The sequence below is a fragment of the Nocardia sp. CC227C genome (assembly GCF_030767025.1).
Taxonomy (GTDB): Bacteria; Actinomycetota; Actinomycetes; order Mycobacteriales; family Mycobacteriaceae; genus Nocardia.
In genome coordinates, this window is the sequence record NZ_JASITE010000014.1 from 178,900 (window position 1) to 200,183 (window position 21,284).

A 21,284-nucleotide genomic window follows, 5' to 3' on the forward strand; every position below is an offset into this window, starting at 1 on the left:
CGGGTTCACCACCGGCGCTGGTAGCGATTGCGCAGCCAGATCGCGAGGGCGTTCATGGCCAGCAGCACGATGATCAGCAGCAGGATCGCCGCATACGCCAGATCGCGGAATGCTTGGCGGTCTTGGGGCACGAGGTTGTAGATCTGCACCGGCAGTGTGGTGTAGCGCGAGAAGATGCCGTCGGGATTGAACGTCACGAAGGTGGTGGCGCCCACCAGGATCAGCGGTGCGGCCTCGCCGATGGCCCGGGACAGCGCCAGGATCGAGCCGGTGGTGATGCCCGGGATCGCGGACGGGAGCGTCTGCCGCCAGGTGGTCTGCCACAGGGTCGCGCCCAAGGCCAGTGAGCCGTCCCGGATCTCGCGCGGGACGGCACGCAGCGCCTCCCGGGTGGTGATGATGATGACCGGCAGGATGAGCAGCGCGAGGGCTATCGCACCGGCCAGCACCACACCGCCTACCGAGATGGGTCCGCGGACCACGAACGCCAGCGCGAGGATGCCGTAGATGACGGCGGGAACGGCCGCGAGGTTCTGAATGTTCAACTCGATCAGGCGGTTCCACCATTTCGTCTGATCGGCGTACTCCTCCATGTACACCGCCGCCGCGATACCGAGGGGGAGGGCGATGAGCGCGGTGAGCGCGCACACCCAGATCGTGCCCCACAGTGCCGAGGCCACGCCCGCGGTCTCCGGCCTGATCTTGGACGGCTGTTCCGTCACCAGGGTGGAGTCGAAGCGAGCCAGGCCCTTCTGCACGATCACCGCGAGAATGAAGAACAGGAATACGCACACGATGGCCAGGCACGCCCAGAGGACGAGTGCGAAGGCGGCCGAGGCGATATCGCGGCGGCGACCCCCTTGGAGATCCCTGACCAGGTTGGCGGTGGGCGTATTGAGCTGCATCAGTACACCTGCCTGTATTTGCGGACCATCTGAATGCTGATCATGTTGATGATCAAAGTGATCACGAATAGCAGCGCGCCGACCGCGAACAGCGAGTAGTACACCGGACTGCCCTGCGGCGCGTCACCGCTGGCGATCTGGGCGATGAATCCGGTCATGGTCTGCGCGCCCTCACGTGGATCGAAGGACAGATGCGCACGGCTGCCCGCCGCGATCGTCACGATCATGGTCTCGCCGACCGCGCGGGAAATGCCAAGCACGATGGCGGCCACGATTCCGGACAGCGCGGCCGGAAAAACCACGAACAGCGTCGTTTTCATGCGATTCGCGCCCAGTGCGTACGAGCCCTGCCGCAGCGCCAGCGGTACGGCGGACATGGCGTCCTCGCTGAGCGAGGCAACCGTCGGCACGATCATGAAGCCCATGACGATGCCCGGCGCGAGGTTGGTGTAGATGCCGTCGAAGCTGACGAACCGCGCCAAGATCGGCGTGATCACCGTCAGTGCCAGGAAGCCGTACACCACGGTGGGAATGCCCGCGAGAATCTCGAGCAGCGGCTTGAGAATGCGCCGAGCCCGCTCCGGTGCGTACTCGCTGAGGTACACCGCCGCACCCAGTCCGAGGGGCACCGCGACCACCAGCGAGATCGCGGTGATCATCAGGGTGGACACCACCAGCGGCAGCACACCCCAGGACTTGTCGTCCCAGTCGAACTTGTCGCCGAACGCCGCGGTCCACTCGGTGCCGAAGAGGAACTCGGTGATCCCGACGTGCCGGAAGAATTCGCCCAGCGGTAGGAACAGCGACGCCACGATGCCGGCGGTGACGACGACCGACAGCAGCGCCGAACCCAGCAGCGCCAGCCGGATGACCTTCTCGCCGATCCGGGAACTCTGCGGTGACAGGTCGATCGGCGGACCCTGCCAGCCCGAAGGGCCGCCCGGTTCCGGACGGCCTTCGGAGTTCGTGGTGCGGACGGTCACTGTCCAGCCTTGGCCTGGAGGTCAGCCAGATCCTGGCGCGCCTTGTCCTTCTGGGCGGCGGTCATGGGCACGAACAGCGCCGCCGTCACGATCTCGTCGTTGTTGTCGATGTAGTACTTCGCGAACTCGGCCACCTGCGGCTTGGCCAGGCCGTCGTCGGAGACGTAGATGAACAGGGGACGGCCCAGCGGCGCGTAGGAGCCGTCCTGCGTGGCCTCGACGGAGGGCGCCACACAGCCGTCACCGCCGTCGATCTCGACCGCGCGCAGCCGATCCGCGTTCTCCTCGAAGTACGAGAAGCCGAAGTAGCCCATCCCGCCCTTCGCCCCGGCGACGCCTTGAACGGTGATGTTGTCGTCCTCGCTGGGGTTGTAGTCGGTTCGGCTGGCGCCCTCCTCGCCGTTGATCGCGTCGGTGAAGTAGTCGAAGGTGCCCGAATCCGCACCCGCGCCGTACAGGCCCAGCGGCTCGTCCGGGAAGGACGGATCGACCTGGTTCCAGTTGTTCACCGTCGAGCCGGGCTCCCAGATCGTCCTCAACTGGTCGACCGTCAGGCAGGTGGCCCAGGTGTTCTCCTTGTTGACCACCACGGTGAGGGCGTCATTCGCCACCTGCAGCGGGCTGAACTGCACACCGTTGTCGGCGCACAGTTGCGCCTCCGAATCCTTGATCGGGCGTGAGGCATCCGAGATGTCGGTCTCGGCGACGCAGAACTTCTTGAAACCGCCACCGGTGCCGGAGGTGCCGACCGTGACCTGCACGCCGGGGTTCTCGCCCATGAACAGTTCGGCCGCGGCGGAGGACAGCGGCTCCACGGTGGAGGAGCCGTCGATCACGACCGGTCCCGATAGTTCCTCGCCGTTGCCGGAATCGCCTCCGCCGCAAGCGGTCAGGGTCATCGCGGTGACGGCGCCGAGTACCAGCACGGGTGCACGCTTGAACTGGCGCATCGTCATGGTGGATTGCCTTCCTGTTCGAATCCCGTGCCCTGCCACCGCGGCTGGACTCCTCATCGCGGGATTCTTGTATCGAAAGATTTGGATCTAAACGAGGGGTGAACAGGAGGCGGACTTCGCACCTAATGAACGATAAATTTCGATTCAGTCGGCGGTCAGCGCGCACCGAGTCGCGCGTTGTCGCACGGCGTTCCGGCGAGTGCTGCCAGCGCGGCGACGCCGGTGGGGTCGGTGACCTGTGTCGGCACGACGGCCAGGCGGGCAGGGGGTCCGGCGGTTACCCGACTGATCTCGTCCACCTCACGGATGGCTCGACGGCGCAGCAGCGGTGCGGTGGGGCCGGCTGCGGCCAGCGAGTTGTTGATCACCCAGGCCCACGGCCGGATTCCCGCGCGTTCGAGATCGGCGGCCAGCTCGGTGGCCTCGAGGACGGGTGTTCGTTCGGGGAGCGTGACGACGACGACCTTGGTGTGCGCGGGGTCCCGCAAGCGCATGAGCGGTGTGGTGTACGCCCGCGAATCGCCCAGCTGCCGGGCGATTTCGCGATGGTAGGAGCCCGTCGCGTCCAGCAGCAGCAACGTATGTCCGGTCGGTGCGGTGTCGACGATGACGAATCGCCGCCGGGCCTCGTGCACGACGCGTGAGAATGCCTGGAACACCGCGACTTCCTCGATACAGGGCGAGCGCAGGTCCTCGGCGAGCGCCGCCCGGCCCGCGGCGTCGAGGGCCGCACCCTTCGTGGTCAGGACTCGTTCGCGGTAGGCCGCGGTGGCCTCGGCCGGATCTATGCGTGAGACTTCGAGATTCGCGATGCCGTCGTCGAGTGTGGTGTGCACATGTGCGGCGGGATCGGTGGTGGTGAGATGCACATCGTGGCCGCGGGCAGCGAGTGCCACGGCGAGCGCGGCGGCGGTGGTGGTCTTACCCACCCCGCCCTTGCCCACGCAGAGGACGAGTCCGCACCCGCCCTCGGCCAGCTCGTCGACGAGAGCCGCCAGCGGAGCTTCCGGGGCCGCGATCGGTTGGTGTGGCGGTCCGGCAGCGTTCTCCCGCCGGTCGAAGAACGTGGTGAGTGCGTCGACCCCGATGATGTCGGTGGCGGCCAGCTCGATCTGGTCGCGCGGAAGCGACGCCAGCGTCCGAGGCATGCGCGCGAGTGCCGACTGTTCGCGGCGGCGGAGGGCGTCGGCCAGTGGATCGTCATCGTCGGCCGCGGGCAGCAGGGCATTGAGGACCAGGTGGGCACCGTCGATGCCGGTGTCGGCGAGTTCGGTTCGGGTGCGGGCGATCTCGGCCAAGGCGGCGGTATGCGCACGGGCGACCAGAACCAGGCGGCTGCGCGATGGATCCCGCAGCGCGGCGACGGCGGCGGCGTAATCGGCGCGCTGCTTGTCCAGCCCCGTCAGCGGACCCAGGCACGACGCGTCACCGGTGCCGCGGTCGAGGAACTCCGTCCAGGCGCCAGGCAATTGCAGCAGCCGAATGGTGTGTCCGGTGGGCGCGGTGTCGAAGACGATGTGGTCGAACTCGTCTCCCACATTGTCGGCCAGCAACGCGGTGAACTCGTTGAACGAGGCGATCTCGGTGGTGCACGATCCCGACAGCTGTTCGGTGATCGTCTCGATCTCCTTGGCGGGCAGCAAGTTCCGTACCGGACCGATGATTCGCTCCCGATACGCGGCCGCGGTTTCCTGCGGATCGATCTCCAGCAGCGACAGGCCCGGCAGTGACGGCACAACGGTGCGCGTGGCGCCCACCCGCAGCCCGAATACGTGCCCGAGGTTGGAGGCCGGGTCCGTGCTCACCAGCAGCACCCGACGGCCTCGCCGCGCCAGCGCGACCGCGCCGGCACAGGCGACCGAGGTCTTGCCCACCCCGCCCTTGCCGGTGAACAGCAGGAATCGGGGCGCGTCGGTCAGGAATCGCATGTCCGCCATGGGTGTCAGCAACGTCCGTCCGGGCCGCAGCAATCCTCCGAGGACACTTCCAGCAGCTGCCCGCCCGCCGGCGGCGTGACAACCGATTGGGTGGTGTCGGGCAGTCCGGCCCAGCGGGCGAGTTCGCGGCGAGTCGGGTAGCGGCCGGTCAGCACCGTGACACCGTCGACGAGTACGAGCGGCAGACCTTCGGACCCGGTCAGCTCCAGGAATCGTCGAGCCGTGTCGTCGGCGGCGAAGGCCATCGGATCACCGGCCAGATTGTGCCGGGTGACCGTCCCGCCCTGTCTGGTCACCCAGTCCAGGTCGGCGGAGATCTCGACCAGGGACTGGTCCACCTCGGGGCCGCAGATTCCGGTGTTGCAGCACAGCGCGGGCTCGAAGATCTCGATGGTGCTCATTTGGAGGGCTCGTCGGCGCCCGGCAGGATCTCGGAGATCAGTTCCTCGACGCGCTTGCGGATTTCGTCGCGGATCGGCCGGACCGCTTCGACCCCCTTGCCCGCGGGATCTTCGAGTGCCCAGTCGCGGTAGTCCACGCCGGGGAAGTACGGGCAGGCGTCACCGCAGCCCATCGTGATCACGACCGTGGAGGCTTCGACGGCATCCGGGGTGAGGATCTTCGGAGACTGATCGGTTATATCGATGCCCACTTCCGCCATGGCCTCCACCGCGGCCGGGTTCAGCGAGTCGCCCGGCGCGCTGCCGGCGGAGCGGACCTCGATGTCATCGCCCGCGAGGTGCGACAGAAACCCCTGGGCCATCTGGGAACGACCGGCATTGTGTACGCAAACGAACAGGACACTGGGCTTTTCTGTCATGAGACAAGACCTTTCGGTGAGTGCGAGTGGATCGGCTGCAGGGGCGACGGCCATAGCGGTCCAGAGCGAGTTCGCCGGTCATGATGGAGTGCCGGTGCTGGTAGCCACGGTGGTCCGCACGGGGGGGAAGCGATTCCGCAGTGCCAGCGACACATACACGAGCGCGACCAGGACGGGCACCTCGATCAGCGGACCGACCACACCGGCCAGCGCCTGCCCCGAGGTCGCACCATAGGTGGCGATGGCGACCGCGATGGCCAATTCGAAGTTGTTGCCCGCCGCGGTGAACGCGAGCGTGGTGGTGCGCTCGTAACCCAGGCCCAGCACCGCACCCAGTGCGTAACCGCCACCCCACATGAGCGCGAAGTACACCAGCAGCGGCAGCGCGATCCGCGCGACATCCCAGGGCCGACTGGTGATCTGATCACCCTGCAGCGCGAACAGCAGCACGATCGTGAACAACAACCCGTACAAAGCCCAGGGGCCGACCTTCGGCAGGAACTTCTGCTCGTACCACTCCCGCCCGCGCGTGCGCTCGCCGAGGCGACGCGACAGGTAGCCGGCCAGCAACGGCACACCGAGGAAGATGATCACCGATTTGGCGATCTGCCACGGCGAGGCATCGATGGTGGTCTGTTCCAGGCCGAGCCAGCCCGGCAACACCGACAGATAGAACCAGCCCAGTACCGCGAACATTACGACCTGGAACACCGAGTTCAATGCCACCAGCACGGCGGCGGCCTCGCGGTCGCCGCAGGCCAGATCATTCCAAATGATCACCATGGCGATGCAGCGCGCCAAGCCGACGATGATCAGCCCGGTCCGGTACTCCGGCAGATCCGGCAGCATCAGCCACGCCAACGCGAACATCAAGGCCGGGCCGAGCACCCAGTTCAACAGCAGCGAACTCGCCAGCAACTTGCGATCACCGGTGACCGCATCGAGCCGGTCGTAGCGCACCTTCGCCAGCACCGGGTACATCATGATCAGCAAACCGATCGCGATCGGCAGCGAGATGCCGTCGATCTGCACCTTCTCCAGCGCGGTGTTCAGCCCCGGGATCATCCGCCCGAGCAGCAACCCCGCCACCATCGCGACGCCGATCCACACCGGCAGAAAGCGGTCCAGCGTCGACAGCTTGCCGACCACACCGCGCTCGGCGGTCATCGTCTCCGCGCTCACGCGCCCACTCCCATCGCCACACCGCTCTCGATCAACAGAAACTCCGAAAGCGTCTGCAGTGCTTCGGGAATCACCCGGTAATACACCCACGACGCACGGCGCTCACTGTCCAGCAGCCCGGCCTCGCGCAGCACCTTCAGATGATGCGAAATCGTGGGCTGTGTCAGATCGATGCCCTCCGACAGGTCGCATACGCACGCCTCCCGTCCCTCGCGGCTCGCGATCGCGCTCAGCAGCCGCAGCCGCACCGGGTCCGACAGCGCTTTGAACACACTCGCCAGCTCTGTCGCAGTGTCGCTGGTCAGCGGTTCGCGCACGACCGGTGCGGCGGAACACGCCAGGTCAGGCGTCATCGGAAGGTTCGACTTCGACATACGCCTATATTGACAGCTATCGAAGTAGCATGCAAGCAAACGATTGGTGAACTCAGTTCAGCGGTAGGACGCGTCGGCACCGCGAAGAGTTCGCCGCTCGACGCCTCGCCCACCCGCGCGGACCGGACCGTGCGGCAGGCGGCGGATCACCGCACCGCTGTCGGTGCGTTCATGGTGTTTCGGTGGGGTCGCGGCGCTGGTCGAGGGTGTGGTGCAGTTCGGTATTGAGGCGTTGGGCCTCGGCGAGCTGGTCTTCGAGGATGACGATGCGGCAGGCGGCGTCGAGGGTGTCGCCGGCGTCGACCAGTTCGCGCACACGGGCGGCGATACGCAGCTGGTAGCGCGAGTAGCGGCGGTGTCCGCCCGCCGAGCGTTGCGGGGTCAGCAGCTGCGCGGCGTCGAGGCCGCGCAGGAACGCCGGGGTCACACCGAGGATCGCCGCGGCCCGGCCCATGGAATACGCGGGGTAGGTGTCGTCATCTAGTTTGTCGGCGGCACTGTGACCGCCGGTGGGGTGGGGGTTGGGTTGCTGCACGGGGCCTCTCGGGTTCAACGTCGGGTTCAACGCGGACAGGCCCCGGCGCGACAGCGCCGGGGCCTGAGATCTACGAAGGGGGGAATTGATTCATTACTGTCTACCGGCCCGTCAGAGCCGTTCTTGCACGCCGCATCCGATGTTCTCCGGGATGCGGAACCGATAACCAACTGCTCAGAGAACCACCTCCTGGACCGCCGATGTTTCTACGCTGCTTGCGAACTCGATAGCTCGATCTTGTCTCGTCCCCTTCCGGCGAGTCCGGCCAACTGCGCCGGGTCCGTCTTCCATTCGCCGGAAGGGGACGGTGGAACCTACTTCTTTCCGGGCAGTTCACCTGCCCGGCCGCTGGACTTCATTGATTCGAACGAGACCGACTCTATACTGCCTCGTGCCGAATGTCTACACCCGGCACGGTAGATTTTCGCCTGCCGACGGGTGTGCTTATGTCACCCCGGCGCACGGCTCCGGTGCGGGTGGTTCTCGACGCTGGCAGTACCTTTACGTAAAGGCAATGTTGACAACGCGGTCGCCCGGCGGCTGCTCTGAGTAGCTGGAGGGTGAATTGAGCGTCCGCTTCGAGGAACTGGGTTGGCAGCGCACGGAGATGGGGGAGATCAGTCTCCGGCGTCGATTCGACCCGACGGTGCGCACCGATGTCTTCGAAGTGAAGCTCGATGACGAGTTTCTGATGTCGAGCCTGTTCACCGTCGCCGAGCAGGCGCTGGCTACTACGGGCCTCGCACGCGCTGACGGTGGGGAGTTGGACGTTGTCGTCGGTGGCCTCGGATTGGGCTACACGGCGCAAGCGGCGCTCACCGACCCCCGGGTTCGGACGCTCACCGTCATCGAGTACTGCGCGGCGGTCGTCGACTGGCACGAGCGTGGCTTGCTGCCGGATGTGGTCGGACTTCTCTCCGATCCCCGGGTGTCGATCAGGTGCGACGACTTCTTCGCCGCCGCCGCGAGTCCGGTGGGTTTCGATCCACACCTGCCCGGACGTTCCTACGACGCGGTGCTTCTGGATATCGACCACTCCCCGCGACATGTACTCCACTCGCCGCACGGCGACTTCTACACGCCATCGGGATTGCGTGCACTCGCCACCCGGCTGCTGCCCGGCGGTGTCTTCGCGATGTGGTCGGACGACGCGCCCGACCAGGAGTTCCTCGATGCGCTCGACAGCGTATTCGTCGACGTCGACGCGGAGCGCGTGTACTTCGACAACCCGCTCACCAGGGGAAAGTCCTCCGCCACAATCTATCTGGCTTCACGTCCTCGCTGTTGAGGCGTGCCCTACGCAGGCAGCCGCGACAACCACCTCTGCTCAGGCGGCTCCAAGCATGCCGCGGGCACGCCTTCGCCGAACGGACGCCAACGCGTCCTTGCGTGGAGTGGTTCAGCCCCTGGTCGAGTGCCCGTTGGGGGAGTGCGTTCTCCAGTTGCCGCACCAGCCGGTCCGCATCACGGCCGACGCCGCGCAGGGAGTTCGACGATGGGCTGCGCTGCCATTCGAGTTCGGCCAGGAACCCACCGGCTCCGTACCGGCCTCCAGGATGGCGGAGGACAGGCCGCTGCGGGACAGCTGGTGGGCGGCCGCGAGTCCGGATTGTCCGCCGCCGACGATGAGTGCGTCGTATTCGGTTGGCATGGTGCATCTTTCGGTTCGTGTGAGATTCGAACGGTGCGGACGGCCAGTGCGACGGCCGGTGCCGTGAGGAGGGCGAGTACGAGGTAGGCGCGGGCGTAGCCGCCGGTCCAGGCCGACAGCAGGCTGCCCGCCCAGGGGGCCAGTGCCATCACGATGACGACGGGCGCGGACAGCAGGCCGTTCAGCCGCCCGTAGTGGGTCGCACCCCAACGGTCGGTGATGGCCGTGGCTTTGATGAGGGTGAACAGCCCCCGGATCACGCCGGCGCCGACGCCGATGGCGATCAAGACCGGAACCGTGGTGCCGAGGCCGAGCAGTGCCGTCGCGAGCGCGGTCGCCGCGACGATCGCCACCGTTCGGAATGCCACGCTGGTGCGGGCGGCCAACGTCAGGTAGCCGATCCGTCCGAGCACCTGTCCGGCTCCGCCGAGGCCGAGCGCCAGCGCCGCCAGTTCCGGGGAGAACCCGCGCTCCTCCAGGAGCGGAACGAGATTGAACACCCCGGCGGAGGTCACGAAAGCGGTCACGCACAGCGTGATCACCAGCGCGGTGAAGGCGCGGCTGCGGGCGATGGCGGAATGATCGTCGAACGCGGCGGTGACCGGCGCGGGCGGATGCGGCCACGCACCGCGCAGACCGGCCCAGTGCGCGGGCACCGTCACCACGGCGAGGACGACCGCGAGCACCAGATAGGTTGTCCGCCAATCGGTCCGCTGCGCCAGTACCGCGGTGAGCGGTGCGAACACGGTGCTGGCCAGTCCGGCGGCCAGGGTGAGCACCATGAGCGCGCGCACCCGCTCCGCACCCCACCAGCGGGTCAGCGCGGCGAAGGCGGGCGGGTACAGCACCGCGCCCATGGCGGCCCCGGCGGCGATCCACCCGGCGAAGAACAGGGCGAGATTCGGTGCGGTGGCCACCACGACCAGCGCCGCCGCCCCCACCACCGATCCGGCGGTCATCACCCGGCGCGGACCGGCTCGATCGAGCATGCGGCCGACGGGAATCCCGACCAGGGCGGCGGTCAGCTGGCCGATCGAGAACGCCGCCGTGATCACCTGCGCCGACCATCCGGTATCCCGGGTGATCGATACGGCCAGCACCGGGAAGGCGTAGTAGAGAACGCCCCAGCTGGTGATCTCGGTGAGGCACAGGACGGCCAGGACACGGCGCAGACCGTTTCGGGTGAGCGTGCCCGTCGGTGGCGCGGTGTCGGTGTCGGACCCATCCGCTGTCCGATCACCGCGCCCGACGGAGTCGCCGCGCGATGTCGTCGCCATCGATCAGGAATCGGAGTCGACCGACCCCAACGAGATCAGCTGCGGGGTCGGGGATCCGCAGCAGCCGCCGTCGCTACCTGCGGTCTCGGATTCGTCGACCACACCCGCGCCGCCGCAGACTCCCGTCTCGGGCAGGGTGAGCTCGACGCGGGCGGCGGACTCGCGATCCCCGGCGATCTCGGCGGCGATACTGCGGACCTGCTCGTACCCGGTGAGCGCCAGGAAGGTCGGGGCGCGCCCGTAGCTCTTCATACCCGCCAGGTAGAAGCCGGGTTCCGGATGCGACAGCTCGGCCGCGCCGTGCGGATACACCGTGCCGCAGGAATGCACGTTCGGGTCGATGAGCGGGGCGAGTCGCACCGGGGCCTCGAGCACCGGATCCAGACCGAGGCGGATCTCCGACAGCCACGACAGCACCGGCCGGAAGCCGGTCAACGCCACCACCCGGTCCACGCCTTCGACCCGGGCGCCGGACTCGGCCGTGAGCGCGATCCGACCGCCGTCGGACTCCACTGTCGCCGTGCGGAATCCGGTGACGAGCCGGAGCAGTCCGGCCTCGACGGCGGCCTTGGCGCGCAGACCCAGCGCCCCGCGGGCGGGCAGCTGATCGGCCGCGCCGCCGCCGAAGGTGTCGCCGACCTCACCGCGGCGCAGCACCCAGGTCAGCCGGGTGTCCGGATCGTCCTTCGCCAGTTCCGCCAGCGCCACGATCGCGGTGAGGGCCGAATGACCGCTGCCCGCGATGACGGTGTGCGCACCGGCGTGGTGGGCGCGCTCGCGTGGATCGTTCAGGTCGGGCACCCGATACGAGATCGCCTCGGCCGCAGCGGCTTCCCCGAGGGCTGGCAGTCCGTCACCGCCCAGGGGATTCGGTCCGGTCCAGGTGCCCGAGGCGTCGATGACCGCACGTGCGGTGACCCGCTCCTCTCCGCCGTCGGCGGTGCGGAGGCGCACGACCAATGGTTCGGTGTCGCGTCCCGCGTCCACCACCCGGTCACGACCGCGGCGCGTCACTCCGACCACCTCGACGCCGAGCCGAACGACCTTGTCGCCCAGCGCGTCCGCCAGTGGGATCAGATAGTCGTGTGCCCAGTCCTGGCCGGTCGGATACGTCTCCGGATCCGGTGCGGTCCAGCCGGTGGTCTCCAGCAGCCGCCGCCCCGCCGGGGCGATCAGCTCACCCCAGCGGGAGAAGAGGCGCACATGATTCCACTCCGTGACCGCCGCGCCCGCCCGCTCGCCGCGTTCGAGCACCAGCGGCCGCAGTCCGCGTTCCCGCAGTTCGGCCGCCGCCGCCAGACCGATCGGCCCGGCTCCCACCACGACCACAGGCAACTCGTTCATTGGAAGATCCTTCCATCGATGTTCATCGATTTACCGCCTCGAACTCTATCGACCACGGTCGATGAACGCAACTATTGATGTGCATCGATATAGTGGAGGGCATGACGTCGCTGGATATGCCGGTCGTGCGGACCGAACACCGCCTGGACGCGCTCCCGGTCGCCGACGCGACCACCTACGCGAGCTGGTTCGCCTGCCTGGCCGACCCGACGCGGGTGCGCCTGCTGCACCACGTCGCCAGCCGACCGGGTGGGGTCACGGTGGGGGAGATCGCCGAGGCGCTCGGCATCGGCCAGCCGACCGTCTCGCACCACGTCCGCAAGCTCGCCGATGTGGGCTTCGTGCTGGTCCACAAGGAACGCACCAGCACCGTGGTCACCGTCAATCCCGCCTGCTGCACCGGTCTGCCGCACGCCGCCGACGCCGTCATGGGCGTCCTGCCGCCACAACCGTGCTGCCCCCAGGACATCCCCGACGATGTCGCCGTGCGAGCCATGACCGATGCCGACTGGGGTGCCGTCCTGCGCATCTACGGTGAGGGAATCGCCACGCGCAACGCCACTTTCGAGACCGAGGTACCGGCGCGCGAAGACCTCGACGCCGGGTGGCTGCCCGGCCATCGCTGGATCGCCGAGATCGACGGCGCGATCGTCGGCTGGGCGGCGCTGGCCCCGGTCTCCCGTCGTGACTGCTATCGGGGCGTCGCCGAGACGTCGGTCTACGTGGCCGCGGGCATGCGGGGCCGCGGTGTCGGCAAGGCGCTGCTGCGCACCCAGGTGTGCACCGCCGACGACGCGGGCCTGTGGACCCTGCAGAGTACGGTCTTCCCCGAGAACCGCGCGAGTATCGCTCTGCACCACGCGGCGGGCTTCCGCACCATCGGCGTCCGCGAGCGCATCGCCCGACTCGACGGCCAGTGGCGCGACACCGTCCTGCTCGAACGCCGCGGTCCGATCACCTGACCACCGCCGCGTCCGGTGGACAGGTGGTACTGGCGTGGGGAGTGAACTATCGCCGCTTGTGACAGCCGCAGTCACGGGCACGGCTGCGCGAGCTGCCGAATGGAAGTATCCGAGCGATTGCCTGTCGGCAGCTGTAATCCGGTCCGGCTGTGGCGGTGTCGTACACTCGCGGTCGTGAGCTTCCGATCCGCATCGCGTCGACGGGTGGCTTCGCCGCGTCGTCGCGCGCTGGTCGGAGTCGTGGTGACGGCCATTATCGGCCTGGTTGTCGGGCTGGTCGCGGCCTGTGTGCTCGGTGATCGGTCACCGACTGCACAGAGTTCGTCGGAGGTCGCGGCGGTTTCCGCCGCGGCAGCGTGGGAGGCGACCGGCGATACGGCCGTCGCCGTGAACACGGTCAAGGCTCCGGGTTGCCGGAAGATGCCTGATCAGCCTCCGACGCCGGTGCGCGACGCCGCGTCGCATCGGGAGGATATCCGGATACCGATCGCGATTCGGGACGTGCCGGACACGGCCGGGGCCGGGCGGTCGCTTTCCGTGCGGGCGGTGCCGATCGAGACGACGGGTCCGCCGATATCACCGCTGGATCTGACTACCGTCCTGCGGATTTAGACGACCCCGCGCAGCACCGGCTCGCCGTTGGCGGGTGGGCTGCGTTCGGCATGTCGTCAGTCGTAGGTCGCGCGTCCACGCGGACGCGCACAGTCAGGAGTTCCCCATGTCCAAACCCTCCCAGCGCCGTGCCCGAAACACCCCGGCCGCGCGGCCGTCCGCTCGACCGGTGATGGCGAAGATCGGGGCGGGCCTCGCGGTGTTCGCGGCGGTGGCCTTGCTCGTGATCGCGATCTCGCAGATCACCCACGAACAGACCGAGGAATCCGCGCGCGCGGATGCGGCGGCCACATCCACGGCGGACGACGAGATCATTCGGCAGCTGGCCGCCCTCGCCCGCCGCGACGCCGACGACCCCATGGCGCGCGGTGCGGTGGACGCACCGGTGGTGATGATCGAGTACTCGGATTTCCAGTGCCCGTACTGCAAGCAGTTCGCCCAGCGCACCGAGCCGGAGTTGGTGCGGCGGTATCTCGACAGCGGGCAGCTGCGCATCGAGTGGCGGAGTATGGCGTTCTTCGGAGCCGAGTCCGAGCTGGCGGCGCGGGCCGCCTGGGCGGCGGGACAGCAGGGTCGCTTCTGGGAGATGCACGACCAGCTGTTCGAACATTCGCCGGAGAAGAAGAACACCGGTGTGTTCACCGACGACGCTGTGGCCGAGTGGGCGCTGCGCGCCGGGGTCGCCGATATCGCCAAGTTCCGGGCGGACCTGAACTCCGATGCGGCACGCGAGGCGGTGGACACCGATATGAACGAGGCGATCGGGATCGGAGTCGGTTCCACACCGGCCTTCCTGATCAATGGGCGGCCGATCCTCGGTGCGCGGCCGGTCGAGCAGATGATCGCGGTGATCGAAGCCGGGCTGCGCGACCGGGCGGGCGACAAGTGACCTCCGGAATCGGTTATGCCGCGGCATTTCTCGGCGGAGTGCTGGCCTTGCTCAGCCCGTGCAGCGCCCTGCTGCTGCCGAGCTTCTTCGCGTACTCCTTCGGAGCCACCGGAAGATTGGTGTCCCGCACCGGCATCTTCTACCTCGGCCTGTGCACCACCCTGGTACCGCTCGGGGCCGCCGGATCACTGCTCGGGGGAGTGCTGACCAGGCATCGCGAACTCGTGATCGCCATCGGCGGCTGGACCATCATCGCGCTCGGGATACTGCAAATCCTCGGCCGCGGTTTCGCTTTCGGCTTCGCGCAACGCGGGATGGCCAGGCACGGCGGATCCGAGAAGTCCGGCGCGGTCTACGCGCTCGGCATGGTCTACGGGCTGTCCGGATTCTGCGTCGGCCCCATTCTCGGGTCGATTCTCACGGTGGCGGCATTGAGTTCCTCGCCGGTGCACGGCGGCTCGCTGCTCGCCGTCTACGCGCTGGGCATGGCGCTGCCGCTGTTCGTCCTGGCCCTGCTCTGGGACCGGTTCGATCTCGGCAGCCGCCGCTGGCTGCGCGGCCGTCCGATAGCGCTCGGTCGCCTCCGGCTGCACACCACCTCGCTGATCTCCGGCCTGTTCTTCATTGCCGTCGGCGCGCTGTTCCTGCTCACCGACGGCGGCTCGATCATCGCCGGAAACGCCGACGCCAGTGTCGATCTCGAGGATCGGGTGCTGCGCCTCACGGCCGCCCTGTCGGACACCACGGTGCTGTTACTGCTCGGCGCGGTGGTGCTGTTGCTCGTAGCGTGGCGACTGCTCCGCTGCGACCGGCGCGACGTGGACCGGGCCGAAGTGTGACCCATTGCCTGTATATGCCATGTCGGCTATATTGCCGATATGGCATATACATTCGAGGTGGTCGCCGAGCCGCGGCGCCGTGAGATCCTCGATCTGCTGCGGGGTCGCGACCGGCTGGTGGGGGAGCTGGTGGAGGAGTTGCGCCTGGCGCAGCCGACGGTCTCCAAACATCTGAAGGTGCTGCATCGGGCGGGGCTGGTCGAGGTGCGGCGGGATGCGCAGCGTCGGTGGTATCGGCTGCGGCCGCAGCCGCTCGCCGAGATCGACCTGTGGCTGACCCCGTACCGCTCGTTGTGGGAGACCAGCCTGAACGCCCTGGAACGCCATCTCGATGCCATGCCCGACGACGAGGAGGAATGACATGAACGATCCGGCCGAGCTGAATATCGTTCGCGGCGAGCCGACCCTGCGATTCGAGCGGCGGCTGGCCCATCCGCCGGAGAAGGTGTGGAGGGCGATCACCGATCCGAAGGAGCTGGCCGCCTGGTTCCCGGCAGCGGTGGACTACGCCGAGCCGCGGCCGGGTGTGCCGATGCGGTTCACCTTCCCGGGCGAGGCGGTGGCGGACGGCACCTGGGCCGGTGAAGTGCTCGAGGTGGACCGGCCCACGGTGTTCATGTTCCGCTGGAGCCACGACGTGTTGCGCTTCGAGTTGGTGCCCGACGGCACCGGCTGTCGGCTGATCTTCACCCAGACCATCGGCGGCGGCGGGATCGGTCGCCTGGGTGCGGCCCGCACCGCGGTCGGCTGGGAAGGCTGTCTGGCCGAACTCGCCGCCGCGCTGGATGGCACGGGGTCGGGCACAGAGGGTGGATTCCTGCCCCGGGTCGAGCGCTACCTCGCCGAATTCGACTTGGACAGCGGCATTCTCGCCGAGTCGGGCGATGAGCGCGAGATCCGGTTCGCCCGCGATCTGGTCTGGAAGCCCGCGGACGAGGTGTGGTCGGTACTCGTCGAGGACGCCGCCGCGGCCGTCGGCGAGCGGCCGCCGGTGCGCGCGTTCAACGAGCACATCCCGGCCGGAACCGTCACCGCGGTCGAGCCGCCGTGGGTACTCGAATACAGCTGGCTCCACGACGGTGCGCCGGTCGGCCGGGTGCGCTGGACGATTGTCGTCGATCCAGAGTTCGGCACCCGCGTCGAACTGACCCAGACCCTTCCGCGTCAGCTGACCGCACTGGCCCCCGAATTCCTCGCGGCCTGGCAGGTCCATCTGGACCTGTTCTTCGCCGCGGTGCACGGCGAGGTGCGCTGCGGCTGGCCCGCCGAACGCGTGGCGGCGCTGACGGAGCGCTACGCGTCGGCCGTGCCCTGATCGGTCGTCGCGGGGCCGCCCGCTGTCGCGGTATCGGACCGGCAGCCGAATTCGAAACGACCGACCGAAAAGTGAGTGATCGTGTACAGCCGGTGCGGATTCGTACTGGTCGAAGGACCGATTCATTGGCGAAGTCAGCTGGTCGCCCGCCGGATGAACCGAGACCCGAGTGCGGTGTGAAAGGGGAGTAGAAGGTGAGCGCTCCTTCACTTTAGGCTTCGATCATCGGCCGGAAGGACCGCAGCACCTGGGCGGAAGGGAGTCGACGATGACATCCAACGAGGCACTCCGAGCGGGACTCACACTCTCGGGCAAGCCGATGTCCACACCACTACAGGACGTCCGTGCCGTGTCACGGCGATTGGTCGGGCACTTCGTCGACAATGTGATCCCCTGCGGCACCTTGCCCGGTGACATCATCGCCGGTGACGTCACCACGATCACCAGGTTCTGCCTGCGACTGTCGGTCAGCATGCTGGACGGCCAGGACATCCCCGCGAAGACCGACCGGCTGGCCGCCGCGGCGGCGGGCTGGGCGCGCGAAGGCGTGCCGATCGACACCATCCTGCACGCCATCCACGAGGGGTTCAAAGTCGGAATAGATCTGGTGCTGTCGAATGCGACGGCGAACGACTACGAGAACCTCGTCGGCGGCGCCAAATTGGTGGTGGAGATGCTGGACACCATGAACGCCACGGTCGCCCGCGCCTACGTGCGTGAACACCGGGCGGCCGTCAGCGAGCACCACACCGCCGTGCACACCCTCACCTCCGCCCTGCTGGCCGGCTGCCCGACCTCGACCATGGCGCGGGAGTGCGGGATCGCCATCGCGGAGTCGTATTTCATACTGGCACTGGATATTCCGATGCATCCGGACGAGCGGCATCCGATGCTCGACGGCAAGGTCGTCGCCCGGCGCAAACTCCGGCGGCTACAGGCCGAACTCGGCACCCGCTGCGGTGAGGACGCCCTCGCACTGCTCAGCGTGGACGGCGGCACCATCCTGCTGCCGATGACGGGCCGCCGCGACGAGCAACTCGACGAGCTGATCGAGCAGCTGTCGACCGCCGCGCGGGTGTCGGTGACCGCCGCCGCGGTGACCGCCGCGGTGGGCGATGTGCCGGGCGCTGCGGACCGCGCCCACGAGGTACTCGATATGGTGCAGCGACTGCACTGCGTTCCGGGGTTGTACCGATTCACCGATATGGCGCTGGAATATCAGCTGACGCGGCCCGGGCCGGGGCGTGAAGCCCTCGGTTCGCTGCTGGATCCCCTCGACTCACACCCCGAATTGCTCGAAACCCTGCTGAGCCATATCGCCAATAACCTCAATCGGCAGCGCACCGCCCGCGAGTTGCATATCCACACCAATACGGTGGACTATCGACTGCGCCGCATCGGCCAGTTGACCGGGTTGGACCCGACGGTGACATCGGGTCTGTGGCAGTTGCGTTCGGCGATCATCGCCCGCTCTTTCACGGAGTGAATCGCACCTCCGCACTCGCATAGCCGAAGAGTTTGCGGCCCTGTGACACCGCGTGGAGGGAGACGGTGGCGGTACGGCGGACGCGGTCGCAGGCGACGACCCGCCCACCGAACTCGATATCGACCGCGTCGGCCCGCGGCACCGCCAGATAGTGGACCTGGTTCGCGAATTCGGCGCGATACTTGGTCACGGCGGCGGGGTCGCCGGTCCACGAGGTGAGATATCCGGCGGTGAGCGCCAGGACGAGCATGCCGGGCGCGACGACCACCGGCGGCCCGGAGGAGCCGGCGTGCTCCGCCGGGGCGATGTCTCCGATCGCACGGGCATAGGCGGCCAGATCGCGGCGGGTCAGAGTGGTGCTCGCGGTGGGCAGATCGGTGTCGACGGCCAGCCGGTCGAGATCGACACGGGTGTGCGGCTGCCGGGGGCGTCGCACCGGCGGGACGGTCGGCTCCCAGCCGAATCCGGCGCGCGCACCCGCCCCGAGATGCGGCCCCGCGGCCGGCCCGGTGCGCGCGAGCAGCGCGGTCGATCCGGTCTGCACCGGCGTCCCGTCCTGGTCGGTGAGGACTCCGCTGATGGTGATGACGTCGAAGTCGTGGAACTGCCGGAACGACTCGAAGTAGACATCGCAGGTCAGCACGTCGCCCGCGAGCAGCGGCCGTCCGATGTCCAGGGTCTGGTCGACATGCACGATGCGGTCGAGCCGGTATCCGGTGATCAGCGTCCGCAGGATCTCACGCCGGGCCTGCTGCCAGATCAGCGCCGCGAAGGACGGCGGGGCCACCACGGCGTCGAACCCCCAGCGCGCCGCCGCGGCTTCCCGCCAGTGGGCCGGGTGGTACGCCTGCACCGCCCGCGCGAACTCCCGAATCCGAGTGCGCTCCACCCGAAACGGCTCCGCGCAGCGGTAGTGATTCCCGACCAGCGCCCTGGCCTGCTCGGCCGCGCTGTGCACTGTGCTCGACATGAACGTCTCCTTTCGGTCCGTCGATGATTCGGCCGGACGCCGCGGCGGCGGCCGAATCGACGCCATTCCTGGAAATGTCACCGAAAGTCCGAAACCTCATTGGTGAGGTTTGTCAGAGTTCGTTCCCATCGCTTCGAGCGGCATTTTCCCCGGCTTAGCGTGAACGCGGTTTCAGCGCCGGGCATTTCGCTGCCGGTCGCGGAACCGGAAATCACCAGCGGCTACAGGAAGGCGCGAAATGAGACGAAGTACCCGCCGTAGGACGGTCCAGGCGGCGGTCATGGCCGGAGTCTCGATGCTGGCCGTCGGATTCGCCGGAACGACCGTGCACGCCGAACCGGAATCCGGTCCCACCCAACAGCAGTTGGCCGATGCCATCGGTCAGGGATTGAACGATCCCGCCGCCCGGCCGATCGTCGATTCCGGCAGTGCGGGCTCCGGATCGGCGTGCACCTCGGGCAGCGGGGCGGGGTCGGGCAACGGCTCCGGCGACTGTTACGGCGGTTCCGGATCGAGTTCCGGCTCGGCGGGAGGGTACGCCTCCGACACCGTGGGGCACGGCCCGGCCATGACCTCCTGGGTGGCGGCATTCGGTCACGGCCTCCTCAACCCGGATGTCGCGCCGCCCGGCGCCAACGACTGGAACTGCAAGCCCACCGCGGAGAACCCGCGGCCGGTGCTGCTGGTCCACGGCACCTGGATGAACGCCTACAACGGATTCGCGTACATGAGCCAGCCCATCAAGGACGCCGGATTCTGTACCTTCACCCTGAACTACGGGCGCTCGAACCTCATCGAGGGCGGCGGACTCGGTTCGGTGCTGCCCGGCGTCATGGGCACCGGCTACATCCAGGACTCGGCAAAGCAGTTGGCGGCCTTCGTCGATCGGGTCTTGGCGGCCACCGGCGCCGAGCAGGTCGACATCGTGGCGCACTCCCAGGGCGGCTCGATGGCGAACTGGTACACCAAGTTCGAGGGCGGCGCGTCGAAGGTGCACGACCTGATCACCTACGGCGCGACGCATCACGGGACATCACTGCTCGGGATCGCCGCGCTCGGCCGCGCCATCAACAATCTCGGAATCGACGTGCTCGGCCTGGTCGAGATCTTCGTGGGACACGCCGGAATCCAGGAGACCATCGGCTCGGATTTCGTGAATCGGCTCAACGCCGACGGCGATACGGTTCCCGGTATCGAGTACACCATCGTGGCCACCCGCTACGACGAGATCACCAATCCCTACGATCTGACCTTCCTGCGCGCGGGACCCGGTGCGCGAGTGGACAATATCCTGCTGCAAGACGGCTGTGAACAGGACCTGTCGGATCACCTCACCATGATGTACTCGCCGCGGTCGCTGTCCATCGCGCTGCGGGCGCTCGACCCGGTGCGGTTCCCGGACCTGGTGTGCGACTTCAACCCCTGGCTGGTCGGCGGCGGCGGATCGCTCTGATCGTGACCGTGAGCGGGTTCACCGGGTGCTGACCACGGCCCGGTGGGCTCGCTCCACCGCTGTGCGATCACCTACCGCTGTGCGATCACCCGGTCGCGCCGACGCGGTCCACCACGGAAGGCGTTGTGGGCGAGGAGGTTCGAGAGGCGCGCTGCTCGGCTTCCATCCAGGCGCTGATCATGCGCGCGGTCGACGCGATGGCCTCGCGGCGCGCCTCACCGTCGACATCCAGCGCCGAGGCGCGCAGCACACCCGCGAACCCGGTGTTGATCAGCACGAAGGTCATGACGTCGTACCGGTGATCGTCACCCGGGCCGAGCAGCTGGATCAGCAGCACCTTGACCAGCAGGCGCAGCCGTGGTTCGAATTCCGGCAGACCGCTGCTGTAGAACTGCACTCCGGCCACCAGGGCGCGCACCAGCTTCGCGTTCGCCACGAGCTCCTCGCTGAACACCTCCAGCAGCTCGGTGATCAATCCCGGCAGCGCGTCGAAGAATTCCGGGGTGACCTGTTCCATCGACAATTCGGAAACCCACTGGGTGAAACGGCGTTCCGAGCTCTCCAGCAGCCGTCCGAGCAACTCCTCGACGATGACGGAGCGATCGGAGAAATACCGGTAGAGGGTGCCGATGCTCACCCCGGCTTCGGCGGCGATCCGATTCGTCGAGGTATCGGCGATTCCGCGCTCCCCGAACAGGCGGGCCGCGGTGTCGAGAATGTGTTCCCTGGTCGCCTTCGCGCGTTCCTGGGTCGGACGACGGCGCTGCCTGACGGCCTTCGTCATCGTCATCTCC

The 21,284-nt window shown here is 67.9% G+C and carries 22 protein-coding genes and 1 pseudogene; 9 read left to right on the top strand and 14 right to left on the bottom strand.

From position 1 onward, the window contains the following. Positions 1–5: 5 nt before the first annotated feature. From pstA to QMO76_RS26740, 9 genes are all read right to left on the bottom strand, one after another. Entirely contained in the window at positions 6–905 is a 900-nt protein-coding gene (gene pstA / locus QMO76_RS26700) for a phosphate ABC transporter permease PstA (protein WP_306364071.1), read from the bottom strand. Further along, complete coding sequence (pstC, locus tag QMO76_RS26705; RefSeq protein WP_306364072.1) at positions 905–1,888, bottom strand: phosphate ABC transporter permease subunit PstC; 984 nt, start codon at positions 1,886–1,888, stop codon at positions 905–907. The genes pstA and pstC overlap by 1 nt, the downstream gene beginning before the upstream one ends. Then, entirely contained in the window at positions 1,885–2,844 is a 960-nt protein-coding gene (locus QMO76_RS26710) for a PstS family phosphate ABC transporter substrate-binding protein (protein ID WP_306364073.1), read from the bottom strand. Before QMO76_RS26710 ends, pstC begins: the two co-directional genes overlap by 4 nt. Before the next feature lie 155 nt (positions 2,845–2,999). After that, complete coding sequence (gene arsA, locus QMO76_RS26715; protein WP_306364119.1) at positions 3,000–4,772, bottom strand: arsenical pump-driving ATPase; 1,773 nt, start codon at positions 4,770–4,772, stop codon at positions 3,000–3,002. 14 nt (positions 4,773–4,786) lie between these two features. After that, positions 4,787–5,182, bottom strand: coding sequence for an arsenite efflux transporter metallochaperone ArsD (gene arsD / locus QMO76_RS26720; protein ID WP_306364074.1), 396 nt, complete (start codon positions 5,180–5,182; stop codon positions 4,787–4,789). Beyond that, positions 5,179–5,601 carry an arsenate reductase ArsC gene (locus QMO76_RS26725; RefSeq protein WP_306364075.1) on the bottom strand — a complete coding sequence of 141 codons (423 nt, stop codon included), beginning with the start codon at positions 5,599–5,601 and terminating at the stop codon, positions 5,179–5,181. The genes arsD and QMO76_RS26725 overlap by 4 nt, the downstream gene beginning before the upstream one ends. A gap of 78 nt (positions 5,602–5,679) precedes the next feature. Continuing rightward, positions 5,680–6,768 carry an ACR3 family arsenite efflux transporter gene (arsB, locus tag QMO76_RS26730; protein WP_306364120.1) on the bottom strand — a complete coding sequence of 363 codons (1,089 nt, stop codon included), beginning with the start codon at positions 6,766–6,768 and terminating at the stop codon, positions 5,680–5,682. A gap of 11 nt (positions 6,769–6,779) precedes the next feature. Further along, positions 6,780–7,157, bottom strand: coding sequence for a helix-turn-helix transcriptional regulator (locus QMO76_RS26735; protein WP_306364076.1), 378 nt, complete (start codon positions 7,155–7,157; stop codon positions 6,780–6,782). A gap of 169 nt (positions 7,158–7,326) precedes the next feature. Further along, complete coding sequence (locus QMO76_RS26740; protein WP_372342089.1) at positions 7,327–7,692, bottom strand: MerR family transcriptional regulator; 366 nt, start codon at positions 7,690–7,692, stop codon at positions 7,327–7,329. A 565-nt stretch (positions 7,693–8,257) separates the two neighbouring features. Between QMO76_RS26740 and QMO76_RS26745 the strand changes: the two genes are divergently transcribed. Further along, positions 8,258–8,980, top strand: coding sequence for a spermidine synthase (locus QMO76_RS26745; protein ID WP_306364077.1), 723 nt, complete (start codon positions 8,258–8,260; stop codon positions 8,978–8,980). A gap of 111 nt (positions 8,981–9,091) precedes the next feature. Here QMO76_RS26745 and QMO76_RS35430 read toward each other — a convergent pair whose 3' ends face one another. The 3 genes and pseudogenes from QMO76_RS35430 to QMO76_RS26755 all read right to left on the bottom strand — a co-directional run bounded on the left by QMO76_RS35430 (position 9,092) and on the right by QMO76_RS26755 (position 11,964). Further along, positions 9,092–9,343: an FAD-dependent oxidoreductase gene (locus tag QMO76_RS35430; protein ID WP_372342090.1), complete on the bottom strand. Its 252-nt coding sequence runs from the start codon at positions 9,341–9,343 to the stop codon at positions 9,092–9,094. 29 nt (positions 9,344–9,372) lie between these two features. After that, a pseudogene (locus QMO76_RS26750) lies at positions 9,373–10,620 on the bottom strand (MFS transporter); the annotation flags it as partial. A 3-nt stretch (positions 10,621–10,623) separates the two neighbouring features. Beyond that, the gene (locus QMO76_RS26755; RefSeq protein ID WP_306364079.1) at positions 10,624–11,964 is read right to left on the bottom strand and encodes an FAD-dependent oxidoreductase; all 1,341 of its coding nucleotides are present in this window, start codon (positions 11,962–11,964) and stop codon (positions 10,624–10,626) included. A gap of 101 nt (positions 11,965–12,065) precedes the next feature. Here QMO76_RS26755 and QMO76_RS26760 point away from each other — a divergent pair, with 101 nt between their 5' ends. From QMO76_RS26760 to QMO76_RS26790, 7 genes are all read left to right on the top strand, one after another. Continuing rightward, complete coding sequence (locus tag QMO76_RS26760; protein WP_306364080.1) at positions 12,066–12,926, top strand: metalloregulator ArsR/SmtB family transcription factor; 861 nt, start codon at positions 12,066–12,068, stop codon at positions 12,924–12,926. 174 nt (positions 12,927–13,100) lie between these two features. Continuing rightward, complete coding sequence (locus QMO76_RS26765) at positions 13,101–13,538, top strand: hypothetical protein (RefSeq protein WP_306364081.1); 438 nt, start codon at positions 13,101–13,103, stop codon at positions 13,536–13,538. 106 nt (positions 13,539–13,644) lie between these two features. Beyond that, positions 13,645–14,427, top strand: a complete 783-nt coding sequence (locus tag QMO76_RS26770; RefSeq protein ID WP_306364082.1) for a thioredoxin domain-containing protein — start codon at positions 13,645–13,647, stop codon at positions 14,425–14,427. Further along, entirely contained in the window at positions 14,424–15,266 is an 843-nt protein-coding gene (locus QMO76_RS26775; protein ID WP_306364083.1) for a cytochrome c biogenesis CcdA family protein, read from the top strand. Before QMO76_RS26770 ends, QMO76_RS26775 begins: the two co-directional genes overlap by 4 nt. 39 nt (positions 15,267–15,305) lie before the next feature. Next, positions 15,306–15,626 carry a helix-turn-helix transcriptional regulator gene (locus QMO76_RS26780; RefSeq protein ID WP_306364084.1) on the top strand — a complete coding sequence of 107 codons (321 nt, stop codon included), beginning with the start codon at positions 15,306–15,308 and terminating at the stop codon, positions 15,624–15,626. A 1-nt stretch (position 15,627) separates the two neighbouring features. Next, positions 15,628–16,581, top strand: coding sequence for an SRPBCC family protein (locus tag QMO76_RS26785; RefSeq protein ID WP_306364085.1), 954 nt, complete (start codon positions 15,628–15,630; stop codon positions 16,579–16,581). A 268-nt stretch (positions 16,582–16,849) separates the two neighbouring features. Further along, positions 16,850–18,067 carry a CdaR family transcriptional regulator gene (locus QMO76_RS26790; RefSeq protein ID WP_306364086.1) on the top strand — a complete coding sequence of 406 codons (1,218 nt, stop codon included), beginning with the start codon at positions 16,850–16,852 and terminating at the stop codon, positions 18,065–18,067. Here the strand turns inward: QMO76_RS26790 and QMO76_RS26795 are convergent. After that, a complete protein-coding gene (locus QMO76_RS26795; protein WP_306364087.1) occupies positions 18,057–19,037 on the bottom strand; it encodes a MaoC family dehydratase N-terminal domain-containing protein in 981 nt (326 codons plus the stop codon). The two genes, QMO76_RS26790 and QMO76_RS26795, sit on opposite strands and share 11 nt — an antisense overlap. Positions 19,038–19,275: 238 nt before the next feature. On the opposite strand from QMO76_RS26795, the gene QMO76_RS26800 reads away from it, so the two are divergent. Next, positions 19,276–20,490: a triacylglycerol lipase gene (locus QMO76_RS26800; RefSeq protein WP_306364088.1), complete on the top strand. Its 1,215-nt coding sequence runs from the start codon at positions 19,276–19,278 to the stop codon at positions 20,488–20,490. Between the two features lie 85 nt (positions 20,491–20,575). On the opposite strand, the gene QMO76_RS26805 is transcribed toward QMO76_RS26800, so the two are convergent. Then, positions 20,576–21,274 carry a TetR/AcrR family transcriptional regulator gene (locus QMO76_RS26805; protein WP_306364089.1) on the bottom strand — a complete coding sequence of 233 codons (699 nt, stop codon included), beginning with the start codon at positions 21,272–21,274 and terminating at the stop codon, positions 20,576–20,578. Positions 21,275–21,284: the final 10 nt, after the last annotated feature.